The 19137-nt window shown below is 37.2% G+C and carries 23 protein-coding genes; 12 read left to right on the top strand and 11 right to left on the bottom strand.

The annotated features are described in order from the left end of the window. Positions 1-95: 95 nt before the first annotated feature. Entirely contained in the window at positions 96-455 is a 360-nt protein-coding gene (locus tag ACQ96U_RS23235) for an RNA 2'-phosphotransferase (RefSeq protein WP_431723662.1), read from the bottom strand. Positions 456-830: 375 nt separating this feature from the next. On the opposite strand from ACQ96U_RS23235, the gene ACQ96U_RS23240 reads away from it, so the two are divergent. Then, complete coding sequence (locus ACQ96U_RS23240) at positions 831-1406, top strand: hypothetical protein (protein ID WP_431723663.1); 576 nt, start codon at positions 831-833, stop codon at positions 1404-1406. A 41-nt stretch (positions 1407-1447) separates the two neighbouring features. Here ACQ96U_RS23240 and def read toward each other — a convergent pair whose 3' ends face one another. Further along, positions 1448-2035: a peptide deformylase gene (gene def / locus ACQ96U_RS23245; protein WP_431723664.1), complete on the bottom strand. Its 588-nt coding sequence runs from the start codon at positions 2033-2035 to the stop codon at positions 1448-1450. Positions 2036-2699: 664 nt separating this feature from the next. Here def and ACQ96U_RS23250 point away from each other — a divergent pair. Then, positions 2700-4118 carry an ABC transporter substrate-binding protein gene (locus tag ACQ96U_RS23250; RefSeq protein ID WP_431723665.1) on the top strand — a complete coding sequence of 473 codons (1419 nt, stop codon included), beginning with the start codon at positions 2700-2702 and terminating at the stop codon, positions 4116-4118. Then, positions 4108-6045 carry an ATP-binding response regulator gene (locus ACQ96U_RS23255; protein ID WP_431723666.1) on the top strand — a complete coding sequence of 646 codons (1938 nt, stop codon included), beginning with the start codon at positions 4108-4110 and terminating at the stop codon, positions 6043-6045. Before ACQ96U_RS23250 ends, ACQ96U_RS23255 begins: the two co-directional genes overlap by 11 nt. A 6-nt stretch (positions 6046-6051) precedes the next feature. On the opposite strand, the gene ACQ96U_RS23260 is transcribed toward ACQ96U_RS23255, so the two are convergent. The 4 genes from ACQ96U_RS23260 to ACQ96U_RS23275 all read right to left on the bottom strand — a co-directional run bounded on the left by ACQ96U_RS23260 (position 6052) and on the right by ACQ96U_RS23275 (position 8289). Next, a complete protein-coding gene (locus tag ACQ96U_RS23260; RefSeq protein ID WP_431723667.1) occupies positions 6052-6471 on the bottom strand; it encodes a DUF1801 domain-containing protein in 420 nt (139 codons plus the stop codon). 107 nt (positions 6472-6578) lie between these two features. Beyond that, positions 6579-7352 (bottom strand): TolC family protein, encoded by a 774-nt coding sequence (locus ACQ96U_RS23265; protein ID WP_431723668.1) that lies wholly within the window; start codon positions 7350-7352, stop codon positions 6579-6581. Between the two features lie 199 nt (positions 7353-7551). Continuing rightward, complete coding sequence (locus ACQ96U_RS23270) at positions 7552-7773, bottom strand: helix-turn-helix domain-containing protein (protein ID WP_431723669.1); 222 nt, start codon at positions 7771-7773, stop codon at positions 7552-7554. A 15-nt stretch (positions 7774-7788) separates the two neighbouring features. Further along, a complete protein-coding gene (locus ACQ96U_RS23275) occupies positions 7789-8289 on the bottom strand; it encodes a hypothetical protein (RefSeq protein ID WP_431723670.1) in 501 nt (166 codons plus the stop codon). Between the two features lie 702 nt (positions 8290-8991). Between ACQ96U_RS23275 and ACQ96U_RS23280 the strand changes: the two genes are divergently transcribed. After that, positions 8992-9852: a hypothetical protein gene (locus tag ACQ96U_RS23280; protein WP_431723671.1), complete on the top strand. Its 861-nt coding sequence runs from the start codon at positions 8992-8994 to the stop codon at positions 9850-9852. 284 nt (positions 9853-10136) lie between these two features. Here the strand turns inward: ACQ96U_RS23280 and ACQ96U_RS23285 are convergent, their stop codons facing one another. Beyond that, positions 10137-10415 carry a recombinase family protein gene (locus ACQ96U_RS23285; RefSeq protein WP_431723672.1) on the bottom strand — a complete coding sequence of 93 codons (279 nt, stop codon included), beginning with the start codon at positions 10413-10415 and terminating at the stop codon, positions 10137-10139. 204 nt (positions 10416-10619) lie between these two features. Here ACQ96U_RS23285 and ACQ96U_RS23290 point away from each other — a divergent pair, with 204 nt between their 5' ends. From ACQ96U_RS23290 to ACQ96U_RS23305, 4 genes are all read left to right on the top strand, one after another. Then, positions 10620-10919 (top strand): hypothetical protein, encoded by a 300-nt coding sequence (locus tag ACQ96U_RS23290; RefSeq protein WP_431723673.1) that lies wholly within the window; start codon positions 10620-10622, stop codon positions 10917-10919. 164 nt (positions 10920-11083) lie between these two features. After that, the gene (locus tag ACQ96U_RS23295; RefSeq protein WP_431723674.1) at positions 11084-11257 is read left to right on the top strand and encodes a hypothetical protein; all 174 of its coding nucleotides are present in this window, start codon (positions 11084-11086) and stop codon (positions 11255-11257) included. Positions 11258-11334: 77 nt separating this feature from the next. Next, the gene (locus ACQ96U_RS23300) at positions 11335-11754 is read left to right on the top strand and encodes a hypothetical protein (RefSeq protein ID WP_431723675.1); all 420 of its coding nucleotides are present in this window, start codon (positions 11335-11337) and stop codon (positions 11752-11754) included. Between the two features lie 811 nt (positions 11755-12565). Beyond that, positions 12566-13039 carry a hypothetical protein gene (locus tag ACQ96U_RS23305; protein ID WP_431723676.1) on the top strand — a complete coding sequence of 158 codons (474 nt, stop codon included), beginning with the start codon at positions 12566-12568 and terminating at the stop codon, positions 13037-13039. Positions 13040-13092: 53 nt separating this feature from the next. On the opposite strand, the gene ACQ96U_RS23310 is transcribed toward ACQ96U_RS23305, so the two are convergent. Beyond that, a complete protein-coding gene (locus ACQ96U_RS23310; RefSeq protein ID WP_431723677.1) occupies positions 13093-13632 on the bottom strand; it encodes a gamma carbonic anhydrase family protein in 540 nt (179 codons plus the stop codon). 457 nt (positions 13633-14089) lie between these two features. On the opposite strand from ACQ96U_RS23310, the gene prlC reads away from it, so the two are divergent. From prlC to ACQ96U_RS23325, 3 genes are all read left to right on the top strand, one after another. Beyond that, positions 14090-16138: an oligopeptidase A gene (prlC, locus tag ACQ96U_RS23315; RefSeq protein WP_431723678.1), complete on the top strand. Its 2049-nt coding sequence runs from the start codon at positions 14090-14092 to the stop codon at positions 16136-16138. Next, positions 16128-16409 carry a YheV family putative zinc ribbon protein gene (locus ACQ96U_RS23320; protein WP_431723679.1) on the top strand — a complete coding sequence of 94 codons (282 nt, stop codon included), beginning with the start codon at positions 16128-16130 and terminating at the stop codon, positions 16407-16409. Before prlC ends, ACQ96U_RS23320 begins: the two co-directional genes overlap by 11 nt. A 104-nt stretch (positions 16410-16513) precedes the next feature. Continuing rightward, on the top strand, positions 16514-16990 hold the full coding sequence (locus ACQ96U_RS23325; protein WP_431723680.1) for a hypothetical protein: 477 nt from the start codon (positions 16514-16516) through the stop codon (positions 16988-16990). Positions 16991-17024: 34 nt separating this feature from the next. Here ACQ96U_RS23325 and ACQ96U_RS23330 read toward each other — a convergent pair whose 3' ends face one another. From ACQ96U_RS23330 to ACQ96U_RS23340, 3 genes are read right to left on the bottom strand one after another with little or no spacing between them, the layout of a single operon-like run. Next, the gene (locus ACQ96U_RS23330) at positions 17025-17255 is read right to left on the bottom strand and encodes a hypothetical protein (RefSeq protein WP_431723681.1); all 231 of its coding nucleotides are present in this window, start codon (positions 17253-17255) and stop codon (positions 17025-17027) included. A gap of 28 nt (positions 17256-17283) precedes the next feature. Further along, on the bottom strand, positions 17284-17598 hold the full coding sequence (locus ACQ96U_RS23335) for a hypothetical protein (protein WP_431723682.1): 315 nt from the start codon (positions 17596-17598) through the stop codon (positions 17284-17286). 44 nt (positions 17599-17642) lie between these two features. Further along, positions 17643-18050: a rhodanese-like domain-containing protein gene (locus tag ACQ96U_RS23340; RefSeq protein WP_431723683.1), complete on the bottom strand. Its 408-nt coding sequence runs from the start codon at positions 18048-18050 to the stop codon at positions 17643-17645. Between the two features lie 128 nt (positions 18051-18178). Here ACQ96U_RS23340 and ACQ96U_RS23345 point away from each other — a divergent pair, with 128 nt between their 5' ends. After that, positions 18179-19120 carry a helix-turn-helix domain-containing protein gene (locus tag ACQ96U_RS23345; protein ID WP_431723684.1) on the top strand — a complete coding sequence of 314 codons (942 nt, stop codon included), beginning with the start codon at positions 18179-18181 and terminating at the stop codon, positions 19118-19120. Positions 19121-19137 lie beyond the last annotated feature (17 nt).

The following is a 19137-nucleotide window of genomic DNA, read 5'->3' on the forward strand; positions in this document are numbered from 1 at the left end:
TCAACATTTAATGAGAAAACTTTTTGACAAGTTAGGGTTAAGCTTAAGCATTCAAAAAGTCGCTCAAGTGTATGAACAGCTGAGCGACTATGGGGCTATGGCTGGGTAAAAGTGTCTACAGTATTGTCCATAATACTCGCTAAAAATCGAGTAGCTGTTCCATGATACAAACATGCAGGAGGCTCAATAGGCGCTAATTTTAAGTCTATAGCAATTGAATGTCCTTGATTTGCTCTGATTTTAGTACCATCATCGCTAATACTAAAACGCTGCTTATCATTGGTTTCAACAACAACCTCTATAATTTCTCGGTTTAACTCAACGTCAGTAGTCAGTTCAATTAACGTGTCAATAGAAGCCCAGCCTTGCTCATCAAGGATGAGACCAATCGAGTCAGGTTTATGACGTAATAAAAAACTTAAATATTTTGATACTTTCTTCAGCTGTTTTTCCATAGGAGACACTTTGTGAATAAGGGTATTAGGTGAAGTTCTACTACTTCTCTTCGAATAGTTGACACCTCTAAAAATGCGTCCCTAGTGTAAAGCATTATTGTTAGAAGTCTCTAGTAAGCTTAAGATCACTCACTAATGAAAGTAGATTAACGTAGACAAACCTTCATTTTATGAAAGATTTACTTGATAAACATTGAACAATGGGTCTAACAAATTTATAAAAGTTACATACAGATACAAACCTAAACATTTTATTTGATAAATTTGTTAGCTTTTTTTCTAACAAACACTGCTTGAAATGAATAGATAGTAAAACAGCAGTGAATAAGGCAAAATCAAATTCAATAACATCACCAGTATTCAAAAATCCATGTTATGTTTAGTTCAGTTAATATACAAAAGGTGCTAGCCCGATTACAGCAGTTTTTCCTGTTATCACCCGCTCGCCGTAAACGACATGCCGCTAAATCAAAAGACAATCAATATGGCTTGGATGAGGTTTCAGGTAAAACGGTTAGTAACGCTCAGAAAGAAACAACACATTCCAGCTCAAAGGCAAAACATCAGCATGAGCCTCTTAAGCATGATATACAACAAGCATATCCTGATTTTATCCAGGTAGAAGACGAATTCATTATAAGAACATTATGGGAAGTAAAAGCTGAAAAGCATGGTTTAAAAGGTCTATTTCTTAATACATATCAAGAACTAGAGAAAACACTGCCTAATGTAGATAAAGCAACACCGATCTTTATTGATATACAATTACCCAACAGTACAAAAGATGGGTTTGAAATTGCGAAGGCTTTGTTCCATCAGGGATATACTGACTTGTATTTATCCACCGGTAGTCTAGCGTCTGAACTTGAAGAGATACCTTGGATAAAAGAGGTTGTTGGGAAGGACTTCCCAATACACATCCTTATAAACAGCACTGAACCCACTACGTAAAAACTACGTAGTGGTTTATATATACAACACAAACTGTATTATTATTTTTGCTCTGCCTTCATTTTCAAATACTCTTCTACAGATAATAAAGGCTGGTCTAACTTCTTGTCGATAAACAATATACCGTTAAGATGATCTATCTCATGCTGAAAAACCCTTGCCATTATACCTGAAAGCGTTTCTTCGTGCTCTTCACCAAGCTCATTCAGGTAACGAACGGTAATATCTGATGGTCTTTCAACCAGTCCCACACCATCAGGTACAGACAAACAACCTTCATAATCCTTACTTAATGTTTTGCTTACCCAAGTCAATCTTGGGTTAAAGTAAGCCTGCATAGGGCTATCAGGTTTATCCGTCCTGACAATAATGATGGCTTGCTTATTGATACCAATTTGGGGGGCGGCTATGCCAATACCACCAGACTCTTCTAAAATACGTTTCATCTTATCCACAAGATCAAAAGGAATCGCTTCTGGTCGAATCGGCTGGTTTTCAGCACGTAAAATCTTATTTTGAGTGGCTGATCGAGTATGGGTAAATAGTTCTGGATGGTTAAACAGCGGTTTGTTACTTTGGCTCGTATCCTTACTACTTTTAACACCTTGTTCAATGCATCCTTGACTCATAATACACAACCCTATTATCAGCATTCTTGCCAATTTACAGATAGACATAGCAAAAGTTTTTCTACGACAACTGACTTTAATTGACACAGTATAAAAAACAAAATATAGTCGTGTAAAGTTTTTTAGTTTCACGCATTATCATCTAATTTAACACGACCGCTAGCGTCTGGCTATTGGTAACAGTATTCATATCGATCTAAAATGACTGGTTTTCAGGGACAATATCAGGTCATAGACTTAGACCATATTTCTAAAAATAAGTTAGCACTTATCTTTCTACTACCTCATCTTGAAAATCACTTTAGGGCACCTCTAAAAATAGTGAGATACTTATATGATGTAAAGGAGCACGTAAAAAGCTCATGACAAAAAGTACACCTTTCCATGAAATGAGATAAGTACTTTGAAAAAAACGAGTTTTAATGCCCGAAAATCAACTTACCAGTTATATCCAAGCATATTAGATACGTTTCAAAAACACGCTAACAGTAATTTACACCGTTAAGGTAGATTACAGTAGAAAATCATTAATACATATTAAACAAAGTCTATAAAAATGAATATTGGACGATTCATAATAATATGTTTGCTTACAATAAAAAGCTATGCATCCCCGTATACTTCACCAAACGAATCTAAAAGCACACAAGGCATGTACTCTCCAATGAAAATGGTTTTTTATCAACTTCCTCAATCGCTAAATCCAACCCATTGCTGGCTAGTCGAACATTTACTCATTGTACAAGCAGTAAGTCAGTCACTCATCCGTATTGATGAAAAAGGTGGTTTTCAAGGTGACCTGGCTACTAGATGGCACATAGAAAATGGTACAAAATATACTTTTTATCTTGATAAGAATGCTACCTTTCATAACGGAACACCTATTACAGCAAGAGACGTTGCTCTGAGTATATCTCAACATTTTTACCCAGATACAAAATCAATTGTCAAACGGTATCTCAAGGAAGCATTCGGAGCCACCCCAACATTTGAAGATAACATTTTAAGTAACTTAAAAATAATTGATAAAAATACACTACAAGTTAATTTGGATAATCCTTTCCCACCTTTCTTAAAGGTGTTAGCTATGGGTAATTTTTCAGTATACAAAAATGTCAATGGCAAGTTAGTATTTTCTGGCCCAATGATTCCAAAAGCTTATACAGATGAAGAAACAAATTTAACTGGCTGGGAGTTAACCCACAGGGATAGCAAGAGAAAAAATAAGATTCTTGTACTACAAAGTAATAATTTTTCAGAAACATATTCTTTACTCAAAAACAATAAAATTCAGCTTATGTTAGGATTTTCTGTAAGTGATGTACTGGATGAAAGCTTAAGTAATGGATTAAGAATTAGCAAAGTTAACAGCTTAGCTACATCACATATGTATTACAATACAACGCAGCCTCTCTTTACTGATAGTACGTTTCGAGAAGATTTTGGTCGTTTTATCCAAAGTGAGGCTAAAAAGCATAGTAATATGCTGACTAAGTTCAGCCCCTACTTCCTACCAAGAGGTGTTCTTTCATATAACTACTATAACTCGCACAAATTTAACGCCATAGATAAGTCCTTACTTCTGCAGAAATGGGGAAATAGACTAAAAGGTAAAACTATAAAAATTGTATTAATGAAAAGAGCCTTTTCCAGTGAGTTTGTATCTTCTCTTAAGTATGAGCTTGAAAGCCTGGGATTAAACGTTGAGCTAGTGTTATGTAACGATCAAGAACTGATGCATTACCTTAAAAATCCTGATTATGATATTATCGGTGGTCGATTTATGGCTGGATTTTCTGACCCAGAAGGATTTCTAAACTCAATTTCCGAAGAGTCTCCCTTACACTATGGTGTTTTCAATACTAAGTGGATATCCGATGAAATTGATGGTAAAAGGCCTTTCAAATCAAGTATAGATCGAACTGAAGCCTATGACTCAGTTATCTCAAAATATGAAGATAGCTGGGGCTCAATTCCTCTATTTAGGTTTTACGTACCCATTATTCATGCAAAGGATATAAAACTTCCAAATAGTGAATTCAGATTTGTTGCTGAAATCTGGAAAATATCACATGACAAATAAAGAAAGGAACAAACACAAGAAGATACCATTCTATATTTTTATTTCTATTATGGTATCTCTTGTTAATATCACCTCTTTTCTACTTTTTCTTAACTGGGGGCAACCTCGGTTAGAGACCGCAGTGGAATCGACGCTAAAAACAAGAAATAAGAACGCACTTGACTTCTTTGCTAATAATATTAGAAATGATGTTCTTTCTGGTAATGAAGAAGGCGTTAACCAAAAGTGCCATGCTTTTTTACTTTACGATGACTCTATAACTAAAATTAATATTCTATCAACTGATGGAAGGAAACTCTGTAATCTCAGTAAAAGTCTTCAGTCAAACAGCATGGTAATCACCAGCAGTATTTTTTTTAACGAAATCACCCCGTCACCAGAAACGACTGCTGCAACAATTTCTGTAGGGTTTTCAACTGATATTGTCAAAGATATTTATGCTGAATACAGCAGCACTATTCGAAACTCTTTATTTTTCAGCATTACTATAAGTACATTCTTTCTGATCGTCGTTTCTTGCTTATCATTTAACCCCATTAATAAGCTTTCTGCTGTATTTACTCACTCAGACCTATCAACGATTTCTGACCACACAATAATACCCAACCTACCAAATAGTTGGTTCAGGAAAATTATCAAAGAAGTCAGTATTCTGTATGAAGGCAGTGAAATATTAATACGCAGAATGCTTGAATATCAAAAAGAAGTCGTTAAAACAGCTCAATATAGAGCGGTTGCAAGAACCAGCCAAATCTTAGCACATGACATTCGTAAACCTTTCTCAATGTTACAAGGCACTTTGGATGTAATCGATACCCTTGAAGATCCTTGGCAAGCAAAAGAAATAGCCAATAAAGCCATCCCAGACATCAGAAGAGCAATAGCTTCTGTTAATGGTATGATTCAAGATGTTATGGAAGTTGGAACAGACTCAAGTTTAAGTACAGAAGAATCAAATCTGAGAGCACTTATCGAAAATGCGCTTATCGAAAATTTAAGGTATAACGAACAAGCTAATATAGCCATTTTTTATCAACTTTACCACACCAATAAATTAAAAATTGATACATTAAAAGTACACCGGATGTTTTCCAATATTATTGGCAATGCTATACAAGCCATGAATAATGAAGGAAAACTATGGTTTTATTCAGAGCAGATTAATAACTTTATTAAAATTACTATTGGCAATAATAACAGTTATATTCCAGATGAAGACCGCCTTCGCCTTTTTGATGCTTTTTTTACAAAAGGTAAGAAAGGAGGTACGGGTTTGGGCTTGGCCATTGCCAAAAAAATTGTTGAGGATCATGACGGGAGCATCGTTTGTAAATCAAGCCAGGAAATTGGTACAGAGTTTATCTTCACACTACCTATTGGTGAAAATAATGAACTTGATGCTAAACATAATCTACCAGCCTCAGCCTACGAAATAAGACAAACCAGACATACTTCCAGCGCCTATAGGCATAATAGAGAAAACAGCAGTGAGGAGTATTCACTTGAACAAAAAATCATTAATTCCCCAATCAATAATAAAATAAAAATCCTTGTTACTGATGATGAACCACTTTACCGAAATATAATTCGCAAACATTTTTCTGAAAACTCATTACTCGCAAATAAAATAGAACTGTGTTTTGCCGCATCATGCCAAGAATCCGTCACTCTTGATAAACAATATAATTTCCATATCATTATCATGGATATTGATCTTGGTGAGGATAATGTGGATGGGTTTGATACCGTAACAAAGCTAAGATCTGAAGGGTCAATGGCCAAAATTATTATTCATTCCAATCGTGTAACACTGGACTGTAGTAGTAAAGTGCATGCTGTAGGCGCTCAGGGCTTTTTGCCCAAACCTCTTCTAAAAGTACACCTTTTAAAAATAATTGATTCGCTTATAAAAAAGAACGTCGTGTAATGTTAACTATCCATCAAGCATAGGCAAATGCTTTATATGGTGATATCTTAAAGCCATCGAGATACAATGTTTTAAAGCATCAGCTGGAACTGAATCATTGATATTAAGCATAATCGCTCGGTTACCATCAAAATGAAATATGTCTCGATATAGTACTCTAAAAGTACTTACTAAACTTGTCTTACAATTGAAGTAGACTGCATAGTATTCTGGATTTTTTTTCTTCCAATCAATTCTAATCGTACTACCACCTTTTACCACAAAACTAGGCTCGCCCCATTTAAGGCTTTCTTCAACAGTGATAGTTTGATTTATTTCATATGCAGTATCTAGAATTAATGTTCTCAGCTCAAGGAGCTTTTTTCGGATATCAGGAGGATATGACTCAAACTTTTCAGCAACCTGTACGTTATTTATTTTATTCATTGATTCCACATCTTAGAGGCCTTAGAGATATAACCTACCTATAATTGTACTTTGTAAAACATCATTTTTCTGTACCCTACCAGCTGCTTTACTACCCAGGCCCCAGGCTAATCCAAACGTTCAGCAAAGCCCCCGCCCAAAGCCTGGTACAGAGCCATCATATTTTGCAACTGGGCTAGACGATTTTCAGTGAGTTGCAACTGGGCCTTACGTCGTATTTCTTGTTGATCCAACCATAGCTTCACGTCAGTAGTCCCAGACCGATAACGTACTTCTGACAAGCGCTCAGCCTCAGATGCCAACGAGAAAGACTTACGCAATGCTTCTTCCTGAGCCATCAACTGCGCTCTGGCGGAAAGTTTGTTTTCCACCTCAGCCAACGCCGAATACAGCTTCTGTCTGAATTCAATCACCGCCTGCTCATAAGCAGCCTCGGACACCTGGATACTCAACTGCATCTGCCGCCACTGCAAAAAAGGTAGACTTAAGCCCGCTCCCAAAGTGGCAACCGGATTGCGCAATATATTCGCCAACACTGAATCACCTGTCGCCATAGACCCGGTCAAGCTGAAGCTGGGATAATAACTGGCGCGGGTATGGTCTGTATCCGCCAAGGCACTACGTAAACGCATTTCCGCCGCCTGCATGTCTGGTCTGCGTGCCAGTAACGCCGCTGGCGTGGCCACAGGTAAAGCTGGCATCTGCATGACGGGTAAGATTTGCGGGTCAGACATCGTATTTTCTGGTGCCTGATCAAACAAAATAGCCAATGCATTTTGCACTTCCACTTTTTCCTGCCGCAAAGTGGTCAAGGAGGCAGGCTGACTCTCCAGGTTTTGCCCGGCCCGGACGTAACTATAAAAATTATTAACCTCTACCATCGAGGTCAAATGCTATTTGAAGACTATGATTGATTATTTGTGGGTCAATTACTGTAGTTAATCCATGGATTACCATTAAAGCATAATATCAATTGATAGGCCCTTTGGGTCCTTTTTTAACAGAAAAAAACTATTAACATCAGAAAATTTATTTTTAATAATAGATTTTTACTACTATGTTAAAAATTAAGATAAGAATTTATTTTTCATCATAACTGGATGGTATATATTGCAAAATATCTCCTGGTGTACATTCGAGTATTTCACATAAAGCTGCTAATGTAGAAAACTTAATACCTTTTGCTCGATTATTAACCAAAACTGAGAAATTTTGAGGTGTAATACCAATTTGTTCCGCAACATCCTTAGACTTTAACTTTTTCTTAGCTAATAAAACATTGATGTGGCATTCAATCGGCATATATTCAGCTCCTTGTTAAACGTAGTCTTCCAATTCTGACTTTATTGAACGACCAAGAGCTAAAATATATACGATAGGTAGTATGATAATACCAACAACCATATGCTCTTTATAAGACCCAGGTAATAGCATCAAACTCAAGTGTAAAGTAAATGTAGTTTTAGGCGTTGTGCGAGTATAAAGTAAGTCTAACAGTTGATCACCCAGGAAATGATAAATAGGATATAGAAGAAAAATAACTCCTATTGCACATAAAAATCTCAGGTTTTTATCGGTAAAAATATTTCCCCTATAAAACTGATAAAAAAAGCCTACGAATAACCCAACAATAATTACTTGATATACAAATTCAATAAAAACAAAGCTAAAAACACCTTGATGAATCTCATTATTTACATCATTACCGAGTGAATAACTTTGTCCACTCACTAGCAAAAATAAATTATAAAGAACAAGACTTATTAAGCCTATTATGGCCGCTAAGCTTGTTAGACGTATTTTAGTTAACGCGCTCATGCTTCATCTCTTTAGGACTGTTATCAACAACCACTGTAGCATGTCCGTAACATGTAAAGTCACCACATGCCCACCTATAAATTATCGATTAGCGGCAATATATTATCGTTTTTCGATAACAAGTCAACCTTCTTTTACTTAACCATCTTAATCATCAATATCCCTCAGCAGAAAAGTGACCTTTACCAACCACCCACAAAACTATCCACCGGTTGTGTGGATAGGTGGCTTCTACCTGTCATAAGTCTGTAGACCATTTGATACATGGTTTATGAGAGCAATTTTGAGAATTTATCTAAAGCAATGCTTAAAGACCCTAAAATCACTTAGTCTGAGGTAGCTCGACACTTTGGAGTTTCAAGAGTAAATTTAAGCAGCTCTTTCTAGAGATTCATAGGTAGGCTCAATGACTGGGTAACAGATGTTAAGTTTACACTTTAGCTCTACTTTAAATCAGTATGTTAAGCAACTTTTGGTGAAAATTTCTAGAATTCAATCAAACCATTAATACAATTAAATACAAAAAAATTAATTTCAATACACGACATCACATGTATTTTTATATATGTTATGCGATAATGATTCTCGCTTTTGTTAGGCTTTCTACTGATAAATGATGCTTCAGAAATCAATAAATTGCCTGTATTAAAAAAGGAAATATTAGCTGGTAACTGTTTGCCGCTCATTAAAAGGACTATTAAGATGAATACTTATAAAAAGTTAGCCCTCACATTTCTATCATTAGGCACTGCTTATGCTTCTGCGGCCGTTGCAGAAAATTCAACAAATTTTATAGAAATTGTTATTGATCAAACGAGCTCAATGTCAGCCACGCGGAGCAGTACAGGTAACTCTCGATTCGCTGATGCTATTAGTTCTGCAGTCAAAAACCTGCAGCTTGTCAATGACAGAGCAAAGGTTAAAAATACAACGTTATTGGTTGGTGTATCTACGTTTGATTCTAGCCAGGGATTTAAGCAGCGAGTAGACTTCGTAACACCAGAGCAAGCACTTGATACATTACAGCAAATCGCTCTCGAAAGTCCCCGCGCATCTACTCCCTTAGCTGATGCCTTATGTTCAGCTGCTGATGAACTATATCAAGAATCTGTTCCTAGTGGTAAATATAGTCGCTACATCTATTTCTATACAGATCTTAATGAAAATCAAAGCAAAGGCTCTTGTTCAGGCAGTGATTGGCAGTCTAAAGTAATTCAAAAATTCTTCAGTGGGTTTCCACACCCCATCATGAATGTAACCATGTTTACTACTAAAGATAACCTAACAACTCCAAATTATTCCCTTAGGGAACTTAACGGTATGCTATCACGGCGCCATACAACCAATAATAATGATGCCAGCACAGAAGCTGCAAGAGAGTATACCTGGTCAACCCAATTAAACGGTGATGTTCAAAACGAGGTATTATTTTTTACTTACCTAGCCAATTATACCAATGGCTCTGCAGTGGGTTATAGTGATGAGTCTGCTGACCCTATAATTGATTCAAGCAATACTAGCGGTAGTGGGTGCGATTGGATGTACCCATCTTGTAAAGAATGATTACACTGTTGGCTGTGATTCTGGATTGTGTACAGTAGAGCATAAGTCAGATCCCACCAACCTAACTCTGGCACACAGAGCCATACTTTAAACTGGTTAACTTTTGCCTCAAAGTTAACCAGTTTTACTGTAGGGTCAACAAGGGGCATTAGCGATGCATATTCGAGCTAATCAAATTTTGAGCTTTAACATTCGTTGCCCTAATAATTCCTTTTTTCTTCCCGAACTTAAACAGTACATCGTGTTCCCTCGGTGAGCATGCCTGAAGCAAATGCATTAAACAGCTAGCATGTTAAGCTTTTCTTTACTTTTGAAATCGTATGTCTAGAACACCCTAACATGCTTTCTATATAGTTATAGCTCTTACCATCACTCAATAAGCTAGCTATCTTACTCTGCAATACCTTGTTCTCTGGCCTTTTGAGGCTTGCCCCTGATTCATTCTCAATAAACCAGTAAGCGACAGTTAAGTTGTTTCTAGCTGCAAACTCTTCTAGCTCATTTTTTGCACGACTAGCGTCTTGCTCATTAGTTGACGCTCTCAAGTAGCCAAATACCCACACACATTACCTAACTAGTGCATTATAGGTATAGCCTAAATGCACGGTTTTGTGTCCTCGCGGTAAGCATGCATTAGTAGGTATTTAGTGTAATCTCAAAAAGTATGTCATTGGATTTTTTTGGGATGCCGAGGGATACAAAAACTTGGTGCCGCAATAACTAGTAAATCAATTGCAGTTATTGCTTTGAATAAGTGATGCCTATCTATGAAAAAAACTCGAAACATTCGCAACATTTTAGCTATAGTAAGCATTCCTCTAGGGGGACTAATCATATACAACTATCAAGAAGGTGTAATTAATTATGATGAAACCCTTCTATGGTTAAGCATTCTTTTAGCAGTGCTATCTGCAACCAACTTGATATTCACAATTTATACTGGTGAAACGTTTGCTAGTGGTGCAATTATATCAAAACTAGAGCATAGAGGACTCTATAAAATAGCTATATTGGTCAATATTTTGATCCTTTTATTATGTCTTTTTGGAGTTTGGAAATACTCATAAAAAAAGAAACAAAGGAGAGAGAGGCATATGAAAAGTGGTATAGTGTAAATACCCCATTATTCAGCTCTGTTACCCTTTGTATTCGTGCGGCCTTTCTCACAGCCCTGCTAGCTTGACAGTGCTAACATTAGCTGAGTTGAAATTATGTCTGATGGAGAAGTATCTTGGATTGTCCACAAATTGCAAGTTTAAAGCTAGATACAGCTTCTTTGGAAGGCATCGAGAGGATGAAACATAAACACCGACTTATGAAGTATGGTGCAATCGCTATCACTGCAGGTACTATTTATACACTTTTCTTCCATAATGCTACAGCTAATGTTGAGGAGTATGAATAAGCTTAAAGGGTTTAAAGAGCCTTTTGATGCGAGTACAACATACAAAGCATTAAGTAAATAGATTTAAGGGGACTTAGATGCGTAAATACAATTACTTATTAGCACTATTCTTTTGTTTGTCTTCGGCTTTGAGCTGGGCAGCAGAAAAAGCACCTTTACCATTGGTTTATGAAATCGCTAAAACGGGTGAAAAGCACGAAATCAGCCGTGATGATATAGAAAGCTTATTTCTCTATATTAATGAGCAAGGCCAATATGGTTTTTACTGCGCATTTACAGAGGAAGGTCAAAAGAAAAACTTTAAATTTTTTAAAGCACATGCAGAAAAACAAGTTTCCATTAGCTTTGATGGCAGTGTCTTAAAATCAAATATTTTAATTATGCCAGGTGATAAGCCTATGGATGGCGTAAAAATGAACTTTGGCGACAAGCTTAACAAAAACTTAGCTATGCGTATGCTCCAACATTTATCTAAGCACAGCAAGCAGTTTGACTAGAGTGTAAGGGGGAGTCCCCCCTTTCTATAAAGATAAAATCTAAATTTTCGATAGCTTCAAGTACTCTCTCCAGCTCATCTTCATCAAACTACCATCCAAAGTAAAACCGACCAAGCCAGTCAATATGCTTCCGATAAATCGACCTTCCACTCAATAACCACCCCCTAAAATAGTCAATCACCCTTGTAAATAACCATTATTTGCACAATACAATCATAGAAAATCAATAATTATTTAAATTAAGTAATTCACGAAATTGATAAGTGGTTTTTTTATTGATATTTTTAAGTGGATACTATCTTTTAATTGATAGGCTATCAGCATAACATTCCTTAAACATTTATTTAAACCTTTGTTTCTTTACTATAAATTAATTTTAATACTGTATAGCTTTGACGTTATTCTATACAGAGACTAGTCTAATAACGTTTCCTCCAACGCCGAGATTTCAGGAAATGAATAGCAGCCAACTATTGAAGAGTTCTTCGAAGTTACCAAAACGAGTTATCGAACCTTCCGGTATAATAAAAGTTAGGCATAAGTGAAAACCTAAGAATAAATATTTATCAATTAGGTTCACCAAATAGTAATAGTATTAACGTAGTTAAAGAACTGCATAAGCAGAAGCTCTGCAATATAACGATTCAGTTACACTTATCTACAGTCTTTTAAATTATACAGGTAAATTAAAAAAGCCTCATTTTGAATGACAGATGTAGCCAAAACAACAAATTTAAACGTGATAGCTATTTTTTAACTACTATTTAACATTAAATTTGCTTTATTTTTTACTTTAAAAGGAATTATAAGTATGTCATGCATAAAAAAACTAAGCGATCAAACCTATCCAGGTTTTGATGCCCTGCGGGAATACTTTGATTCACTGCAGCTTCCTGAGTACTGGGATGGAGAAGACAAGATAGGAAGTAATGATAACGAAGTATGGTTTGCAGATAGTAACGATAAATATATGGCTAGTTTTATGAGTATAATCGATAATAGTGATAGTGAAATGACGAAAGTGCTTAACATGCCTGAGTTTCGCTACTTTCATAATTTACTACCCGCAGGTACAGATGTAGTTAGCTCATTTTGTCAAATGATGGCGTTTAAGTACCGTAAAAAGCTGGGTTTTGATAAATTACGTGGCACTTATCGTGTAACTTTCCAAGTGTGGACAAATGTTACAACTGAGAAAAACGAAGCGCAACTGTCTCAGCAAGTGTTATTTGTATACAATGTTGGCTCTGGTAAAAACAGATACCCGGTTATCGTCTGTTTCTAAAATTTGAGGGTCAAATGACCCTCAAACTTCCTATTTTCCAATCTAATGAGCTATCACGATGATAAATATTGATTTTTTAATTTAACGTAATTATCTGCACTATAACGAAAGTATTCCATTTCCATTTCAGTCAGTTCTCTTATAGGACGTGCAGGGGTGCCTACATACAAAAAACCACTATTTAATTTTTTACCCGGTGGAACAACACTACCAGCGCCAACAACAACATGAGAACTAACATGGGCACCATCCATAATGGTTGCGCCCATACCGATCAATACCTGATCTTCAATGGTACAACCATGCAAAATAGCTTTATGCCCTACTGTCACCTCATTACCAATCTGTAGTGGATAACCTTCAGGATTGTATGAACTTGCATGCGTTATATGTAACACAGAGCCATCTTGAATACTGGTTCGGTCGCCAATACGTATCCAGTTCATATCGCCCCGAATAACTGTCGCAGGCCAAATAGAACAGTCTTCGCCAATGACAACATCCCCAATGACAACGGCAGCCGGATCTACATAGGTGCTATCTGCAACAATAGGAGACTTATCTTGAAAAGAACGTAATGGCGAATGACTCATAAAGCAGGTTCCACTAAAGTCAGGATGGAGGTTATCTTGGCCAACAGCTCAGAATACTTATATACCCTTCGTTTTGGATATCGCTGTGAACAAAACCAACATTTTAGCAACCTACGCGCTTTTCAACAATCGATATACCCTCTCACTATCAAACACCTTATCTCTCCCCTTCCTCCCGCTAATCTCATATTACTAAGCACCAACTCCCCCTAAACGTCACATTCTTGAAAAACAGCTGTTTCACCCCAATCTCTAAATACAACGGTATGTTTCACAATCAGTCTATAATAATCTCCGGGAGGTATCGTAAATGGTTATGACTACAACCGTTTTGCCATGCCTTCAGGAGGATATCAGCGGATAACGTCTCTCAAATAGACTTCAACTTGACGCATTGCGATGCAACATAGGTATACCCATAACGAAGGGTTTAGCAATCCAAAGGACCTAGTTTTTTATGACATCACAGCCCAATCCATTACTCACTGACTATGAGCTCCCTCCTTTTTCGCTTATTAAACCGGAGCATGTCGAACCCGCAATCAGTCAGCTTATTGAAGAAAGCAAAGCCCACATCGAGAAAACACTTGAAGAAGTCACCCACTTTACTTGGGGAAACCTGGTCGAACCGTTAGAAGTAATGGGTAATAAATTATCTAAAGCCTGGTCGCCTGTAAGTCATTTAAACTCCGTTTTGAATAGTGATGAACTAAGACAAGCTTACAATGCTTGCCTGCCCAAACTATCAGAATATGGCACTTGGCTGGGTCAACATAAGAAACTGTATAAAGCTTACAAAGATATCGCTGACTCAGCAGAATATTCAGCGCTTGATAAAGCACAGAAGAAAGTGATTGATAATGCTTTACGTGATTTTCATTTATCAGGTGTCGATCTGGAGGGTGAAAAAAAGCAGCGTTATGGCGAAATTCGTCAACGAATGTCAGAACTGACCAGCAAGTATTCTGAAAATGTATTAGATGCAACTCAAGCCTGGAGCAAATTACTCAAAGATAAAGAAGCACTTGCGGGCCTACCAGAAAGTGCACTGGAACAAGCTGCCGCATTGGCCGAAGCAAAAGGCGAAACAGGCTACCTGTTAACACTTGATTTTCCTTCTTATTTACCAGTAATGACTTACGCTCAAGACCGTGCATTACGCCAGGAAATGTATACTGCTTATAACACCAGAGCATCCGATCAAGGCCCCAACGCTGGCGAATTTGATAACGGCCCGCTAATGGACGAAATTCTTGCGCTTCGCCAAGAACTAGCAGAGTTACTAAGCTTTAAAAACTATGCGGAGTACTCACTTGCCACTAAGATGGCAGAGTCCACTGCGCAAGTGACTTCATTTCTTCATGATCTTGCCAAACGCAGTAAACCCCAAGCACAACGTGAATTCTCAGAACTACAACACTTTGCTTCATCATTAGATCAAATTGAGCATTTAGAAGCTTGGGATGTTGCTTATTATGCAGAGCAACTTAAACACCAGCGTTACGAAATAAACCAGGAATTATTGCGTCCTTACTTTCCTGTTGAAAAAGTGATTAATGGGATGTTCACTGTTGTACAGCAACTGTTTAATATTTCTATTGAACAAGTTACTGATGTTGATACCTGGCACCCAGACGTACGTTTTTATCAAATTAAACATGAAAAAGAGCTTATTGGACAATTTTATTTAGATCTTTTTGCTCGACCTAATAAACGTGGTGGCGCTTGGATGGATGAATGCCGAGTTCGTTTTAAACAGGCTGAGCACCTTCAGTTACCAGTAGCTTACCTGGTCTGTAACTTTACGCCTCCTGTGGGTGATAAACCATCACTACTGACTCATGATGAAGTCACAACCCTTTTCCATGAGTTTGGACATGGGCTTCATCATATGCTCACTAAAATTGACTACTCTGATGTGTCAGGTATTAACGGTGTAGCATGGGATGCTGTGGAATTACCCAGTCAATTTTTAGAAAACTGGTGCTGGGAGCCAGAAGCACTGCAAATAATATCCGGCCATTACCAAACGGGTGAAACCTTACCTCAAGACATGCTGAAGCGTATACTGGCAGCTAAAAACTTTCAGTCCGCCATGTTTATGGTTCGCCAACTGGAGTTCTCACTGTTCGATTTTCTTTTGCATAAAGACTACGCTCCTGAAATCAATATACAACAAGTGATAGATAAAGTTCGTGAAGAAGTGGCCGTTGTACCAGCCCCCAAATTTAACCGTTTTCAACACGGTTTTAGCCATATTTTTGCGGGTGGTTATGCTGCAGGTTATTACAGCTATAAGTGGGCTGAAGTATTATCTGCAGATGCTTTCTCCCGCTTTGAAGAAGAAGGGATTTTTAATAAGGACACAGGTCAATCTTTCCTTGAATCTATTTTAGAGCGTGGCGGTTCAGAAGAACCGATGGATCTCTTCAAACGCTTCCGAGGAAGAGAGCCCGATATCACACCATTACTCAGACACAGTGGGATTATTGCTGATGTCGCATAATATTAAAAAACGCTTTATTGCTGGCGCGGTTTGTCCGCGCTGTGCAGAAATGGATCGAATCGTCGTCTTTGAACAAGAAGGTCAACAACGCCGTGAATGCGTGGCGTGTGGATATTCTGATATTCTTGTCATTCAGCCTGACCAAGTAGAAATACCAACCCGAGTCACACCTGAGAATAAAAAGAACGAAGAGATTTCCCCACAACCCATTAAATTTTTTCCCAATCCTCGCCTAAAAAAACAATCAGAAAACAGCAACAAAGCAGACTAAATAATACAACGTGCATGACTATACCCCATTCAGTGGGTATAGTTTCATATTTTTATAAAGGAGAATCACTAAAATCATCAAAATATAAAATTAAGGGAATGCATATGTGCAAACTTTTACTCTTTACAGCTAGCCTTATGGCCTGTCCTGCAATAGCCTTTCAGTTGGAGTTTACTTGGTATGAATCATATAATGTCAACTGTAATGATATTGAAAACATTTCAAAAGATACAACCCCTCCTCCTCTTACAGAATCTGACCTTACTACCTTCCATAAGCGCTTAACCACTACAGTTTCTGTCAGTTCAACAGGTTTTTTTCATCGTTATATTGAAACACACTCCAAGAAAATTACTGTCTCAGGTAGCATCACTCCTGGTGAGAAAAAATATTTCACGGCTCAACTGCATTTGATTGAGTTCAGTAATGATAATGGTCCTTCGGCAACTGAATTAACCACAATATTAGAAAAAAATACACATTTTATACTCAATAGTGAGCAAGTATGTACCCAGTCATTAATAAATAAATTAAAAAAACAACAGACTCATTTAGTTACCACGGTTAAGCTGATAGACTAGCAACCATTAATGTTTTAAATATCCAGTGTTTAACTCAGTACTTATAACGATTCTTTCGGATATTTTTAGCATGCTTTTCATTACCACGCTTGTAATTACCCGTGAGCCTGGCCATGAGTTGTTGCATTGAACCAAAATCCATACTGTCTACATCATCATAAAACTCTTTTGCTTTTTCACCGCGTAAGATAGTCACTTTTTTCCCACCACGGTAAATAACAACCTCATTATTTTTAACTTCAAATGTAAAACCTAAGTCATCCATCTCTTTAACTCATTGATATAATTTTTAGTTAATATTTTTTGTTTTTAGTATTATTTATCTCTTCTTTGACATACGTTACGATTTTAGCAATGACAAACATCACAATTGTTAAGTTGATGGCAAAACCAAAAGTAATAAAAACAATTGTTAAAACACTAGCACTAATATGGCCGATATAACTTTCAATTTCATGCATGAAGTTTACAACTGGCCACGACCAAGGCATAGAACCTACAGCGAAAATAAAACCAGGAATATTCCATGAAGTAGATAATGGGTGGCCCACTATACGAGCACCATTCCAAAAAGCATGGTAACTAATGACCACAAAGAACCCTGCCAAGAAGACCCTTTTCACCTTGCTTTGATACCTCATCTACGCTTGAACTATTCATAAGACCTTTTACTTATTAAACTAAAACCTTCATCTACCCATCCTGTTAACCCACCAATCATCTTTTTAACGGGTCGATTTAGCTTGGCCAGTTTTATTGCGGCTTTATCAGCGGCATTACAGTGTGGCCCCGCACAGTAAACTATAAATAATGTTTCATCAGAAAAATCCATAAGTGTTTTTTGATTGATTTTAGGGTATGGAAGATTAATTGCCTCCTTAATATGACCCTTATCATAGGCCTGTTCTGAACGTACATCCAATAAAACAAAATCTTTACGATTATTTGTTATAGCAAAATGTACATCCCAACAGTCTGTTTCAAACTTTAATAAACTTTCAAAATAAGCAAGTGCTTCAGAACTGTTTGCCGCATAAGGTCTTGCTACGGGAGAAGGCATAATCCTGTTCCTATATTGTTGTGAGAGAGATGTAAGTATTCGCTATTTGAGTAGTCTTGAAAATTGTCTTAAAAGACAATATACATTAATATCAAGCCAATTAAATATTAAACACTCTGGGGTAACCAATGAAACGGGTTGCTATTCTTGCCTATGATCAATTGGCGCTATTTGAGCTGGGATGTGCTGTTGAGCTATTTGCACTACCACGTCCAGAGTTTGATGAGTGGTACGATACCAAAGTGGTTACGTTTGCTTCAGGCCCGCTAACAGCAACTGGGGCGATCACGCTTAACTGTGAAAGGGTCTCTAACTTAGATGATTTCGATGTTATCGTCATTCCAAGCTGGCCAACCCAAACAGATGAAATAGACAAGAATATTCAGCAAGCTTTACTCAAACACAGAGCACAAGGTAAACGCATTATTACTTTTTGCTCAGGTGCATTCTTACCTGCTCAACTAGGCTTGCTGGATAATAAGCAGGCCACAACTCATTGGCGCTATGCCGAGATTTTTAAGAAACGCTTTCCTAACTGCCACTATGTTGATGATGTATTGTTTGTATATGATGGCCAAATAGGCTGTTCTGCAGGTAGTTCTGCAGGCATTGACCTGGGCATAGAAATGATTCGTGACGATTTCGGTTATAAAGTTGCCAATAAAGTTGCAAGACGTCTGGTGTTAGCTGCTCATCGCAGCGGTGGACAATCCCAGTATATTGAATCCCCTGTCAGCACATCGACCAACCAGCTCAGTAAAACGCTTGATTGGGCGATTAAAAACCTTAATCAAACTTATGATATAAATGATCTTGCATACAAAGCAGGTATGTCTCGTCGTACTTTTGATCGTAAATTTCGCTCAATAATGAATATGAGTCCTAATGCCTGGCTTATCCTCCAACGCATAAACTTAGCCAAAGAGCTACTTGAATGTTCTACAGATAGTGTCGAACAAATTTCCTTCAAAGTAGGCTTTGAAAGTGCATTAACATTTCGCCATCATTTTAAACGAACACTGAATACAACACCGACAAAATACCGCGAACAATTTAAAATAAAAAACTAACTTGGTTTGATTATATT

This window comes from Zooshikella sp. RANM57 (assembly GCF_050749885.1).
Taxonomy (GTDB): Bacteria; Pseudomonadota; Gammaproteobacteria; order Pseudomonadales; family Zooshikellaceae; genus Zooshikella.

Excerpts from the sequence above, each read along its gene's own strand:
- ACQ96U_RS23235 (WP_431723662.1), bottom strand. The coding sequence starts at position 455 with ATGGAAAAACAGCTGAAGAAAGTATCAAAATATTTAAGTTTTTTATTA.
- ACQ96U_RS23240 (WP_431723663.1), top strand. The coding sequence starts at position 831 with ATGTTTAGTTCAGTTAATATACAAAAGGTGCTAGCCCGATTACAGCAG.
- def (WP_431723664.1), bottom strand. The coding sequence starts at position 2,035 with ATGAGTCAAGGATGCATTGAACAAGGTGTTAAAAGTAGTAAGGATACG.
- ACQ96U_RS23250 (WP_431723665.1), top strand. The coding sequence starts at position 2,700 with ATGAAAATGGTTTTTTATCAACTTCCTCAATCGCTAAATCCAACCCAT.
- ACQ96U_RS23255 (WP_431723666.1), top strand. The coding sequence starts at position 4,108 with ATGACAAATAAAGAAAGGAACAAACACAAGAAGATACCATTCTATATT.
- ACQ96U_RS23260 (WP_431723667.1), bottom strand. The coding sequence starts at position 6,471 with ATGAATAAAATAAATAACGTACAGGTTGCTGAAAAGTTTGAGTCATAT.
- ACQ96U_RS23265 (WP_431723668.1), bottom strand. The coding sequence starts at position 7,352 with ATGGTAGAGGTTAATAATTTTTATAGTTACGTCCGGGCCGGGCAAAAC.
- ACQ96U_RS23270 (WP_431723669.1), bottom strand. The coding sequence starts at position 7,773 with ATGCCGATTGAATGCCACATCAATGTTTTATTAGCTAAGAAAAAGTTA.
- ACQ96U_RS23275 (WP_431723670.1), bottom strand. The coding sequence starts at position 8,289 with ATGAGCGCGTTAACTAAAATACGTCTAACAAGCTTAGCGGCCATAATA.
- ACQ96U_RS23280 (WP_431723671.1), top strand. The coding sequence starts at position 8,992 with ATGAATACTTATAAAAAGTTAGCCCTCACATTTCTATCATTAGGCACT.
- ACQ96U_RS23290 (WP_431723673.1), top strand. The coding sequence starts at position 10,620 with ATGAAAAAAACTCGAAACATTCGCAACATTTTAGCTATAGTAAGCATT.
- ACQ96U_RS23300 (WP_431723675.1), top strand. The coding sequence starts at position 11,335 with ATGCGTAAATACAATTACTTATTAGCACTATTCTTTTGTTTGTCTTCG.
- ACQ96U_RS23305 (WP_431723676.1), top strand. The coding sequence starts at position 12,566 with ATGTCATGCATAAAAAAACTAAGCGATCAAACCTATCCAGGTTTTGAT.
- ACQ96U_RS23310 (WP_431723677.1), bottom strand. The coding sequence starts at position 13,632 with ATGAGTCATTCGCCATTACGTTCTTTTCAAGATAAGTCTCCTATTGTT.
- prlC (WP_431723678.1), top strand. The coding sequence starts at position 14,090 with ATGACATCACAGCCCAATCCATTACTCACTGACTATGAGCTCCCTCCT.
- ACQ96U_RS23320 (WP_431723679.1), top strand. The coding sequence starts at position 16,128 with ATGTCGCATAATATTAAAAAACGCTTTATTGCTGGCGCGGTTTGTCCG.
- ACQ96U_RS23325 (WP_431723680.1), top strand. The coding sequence starts at position 16,514 with ATGTGCAAACTTTTACTCTTTACAGCTAGCCTTATGGCCTGTCCTGCA.
- ACQ96U_RS23330 (WP_431723681.1), bottom strand. The coding sequence starts at position 17,255 with ATGGATGACTTAGGTTTTACATTTGAAGTTAAAAATAATGAGGTTGTT.
- ACQ96U_RS23340 (WP_431723683.1), bottom strand. The coding sequence starts at position 18,050 with ATGCCTTCTCCCGTAGCAAGACCTTATGCGGCAAACAGTTCTGAAGCA.
- ACQ96U_RS23345 (WP_431723684.1), top strand. The coding sequence starts at position 18,179 with ATGAAACGGGTTGCTATTCTTGCCTATGATCAATTGGCGCTATTTGAG.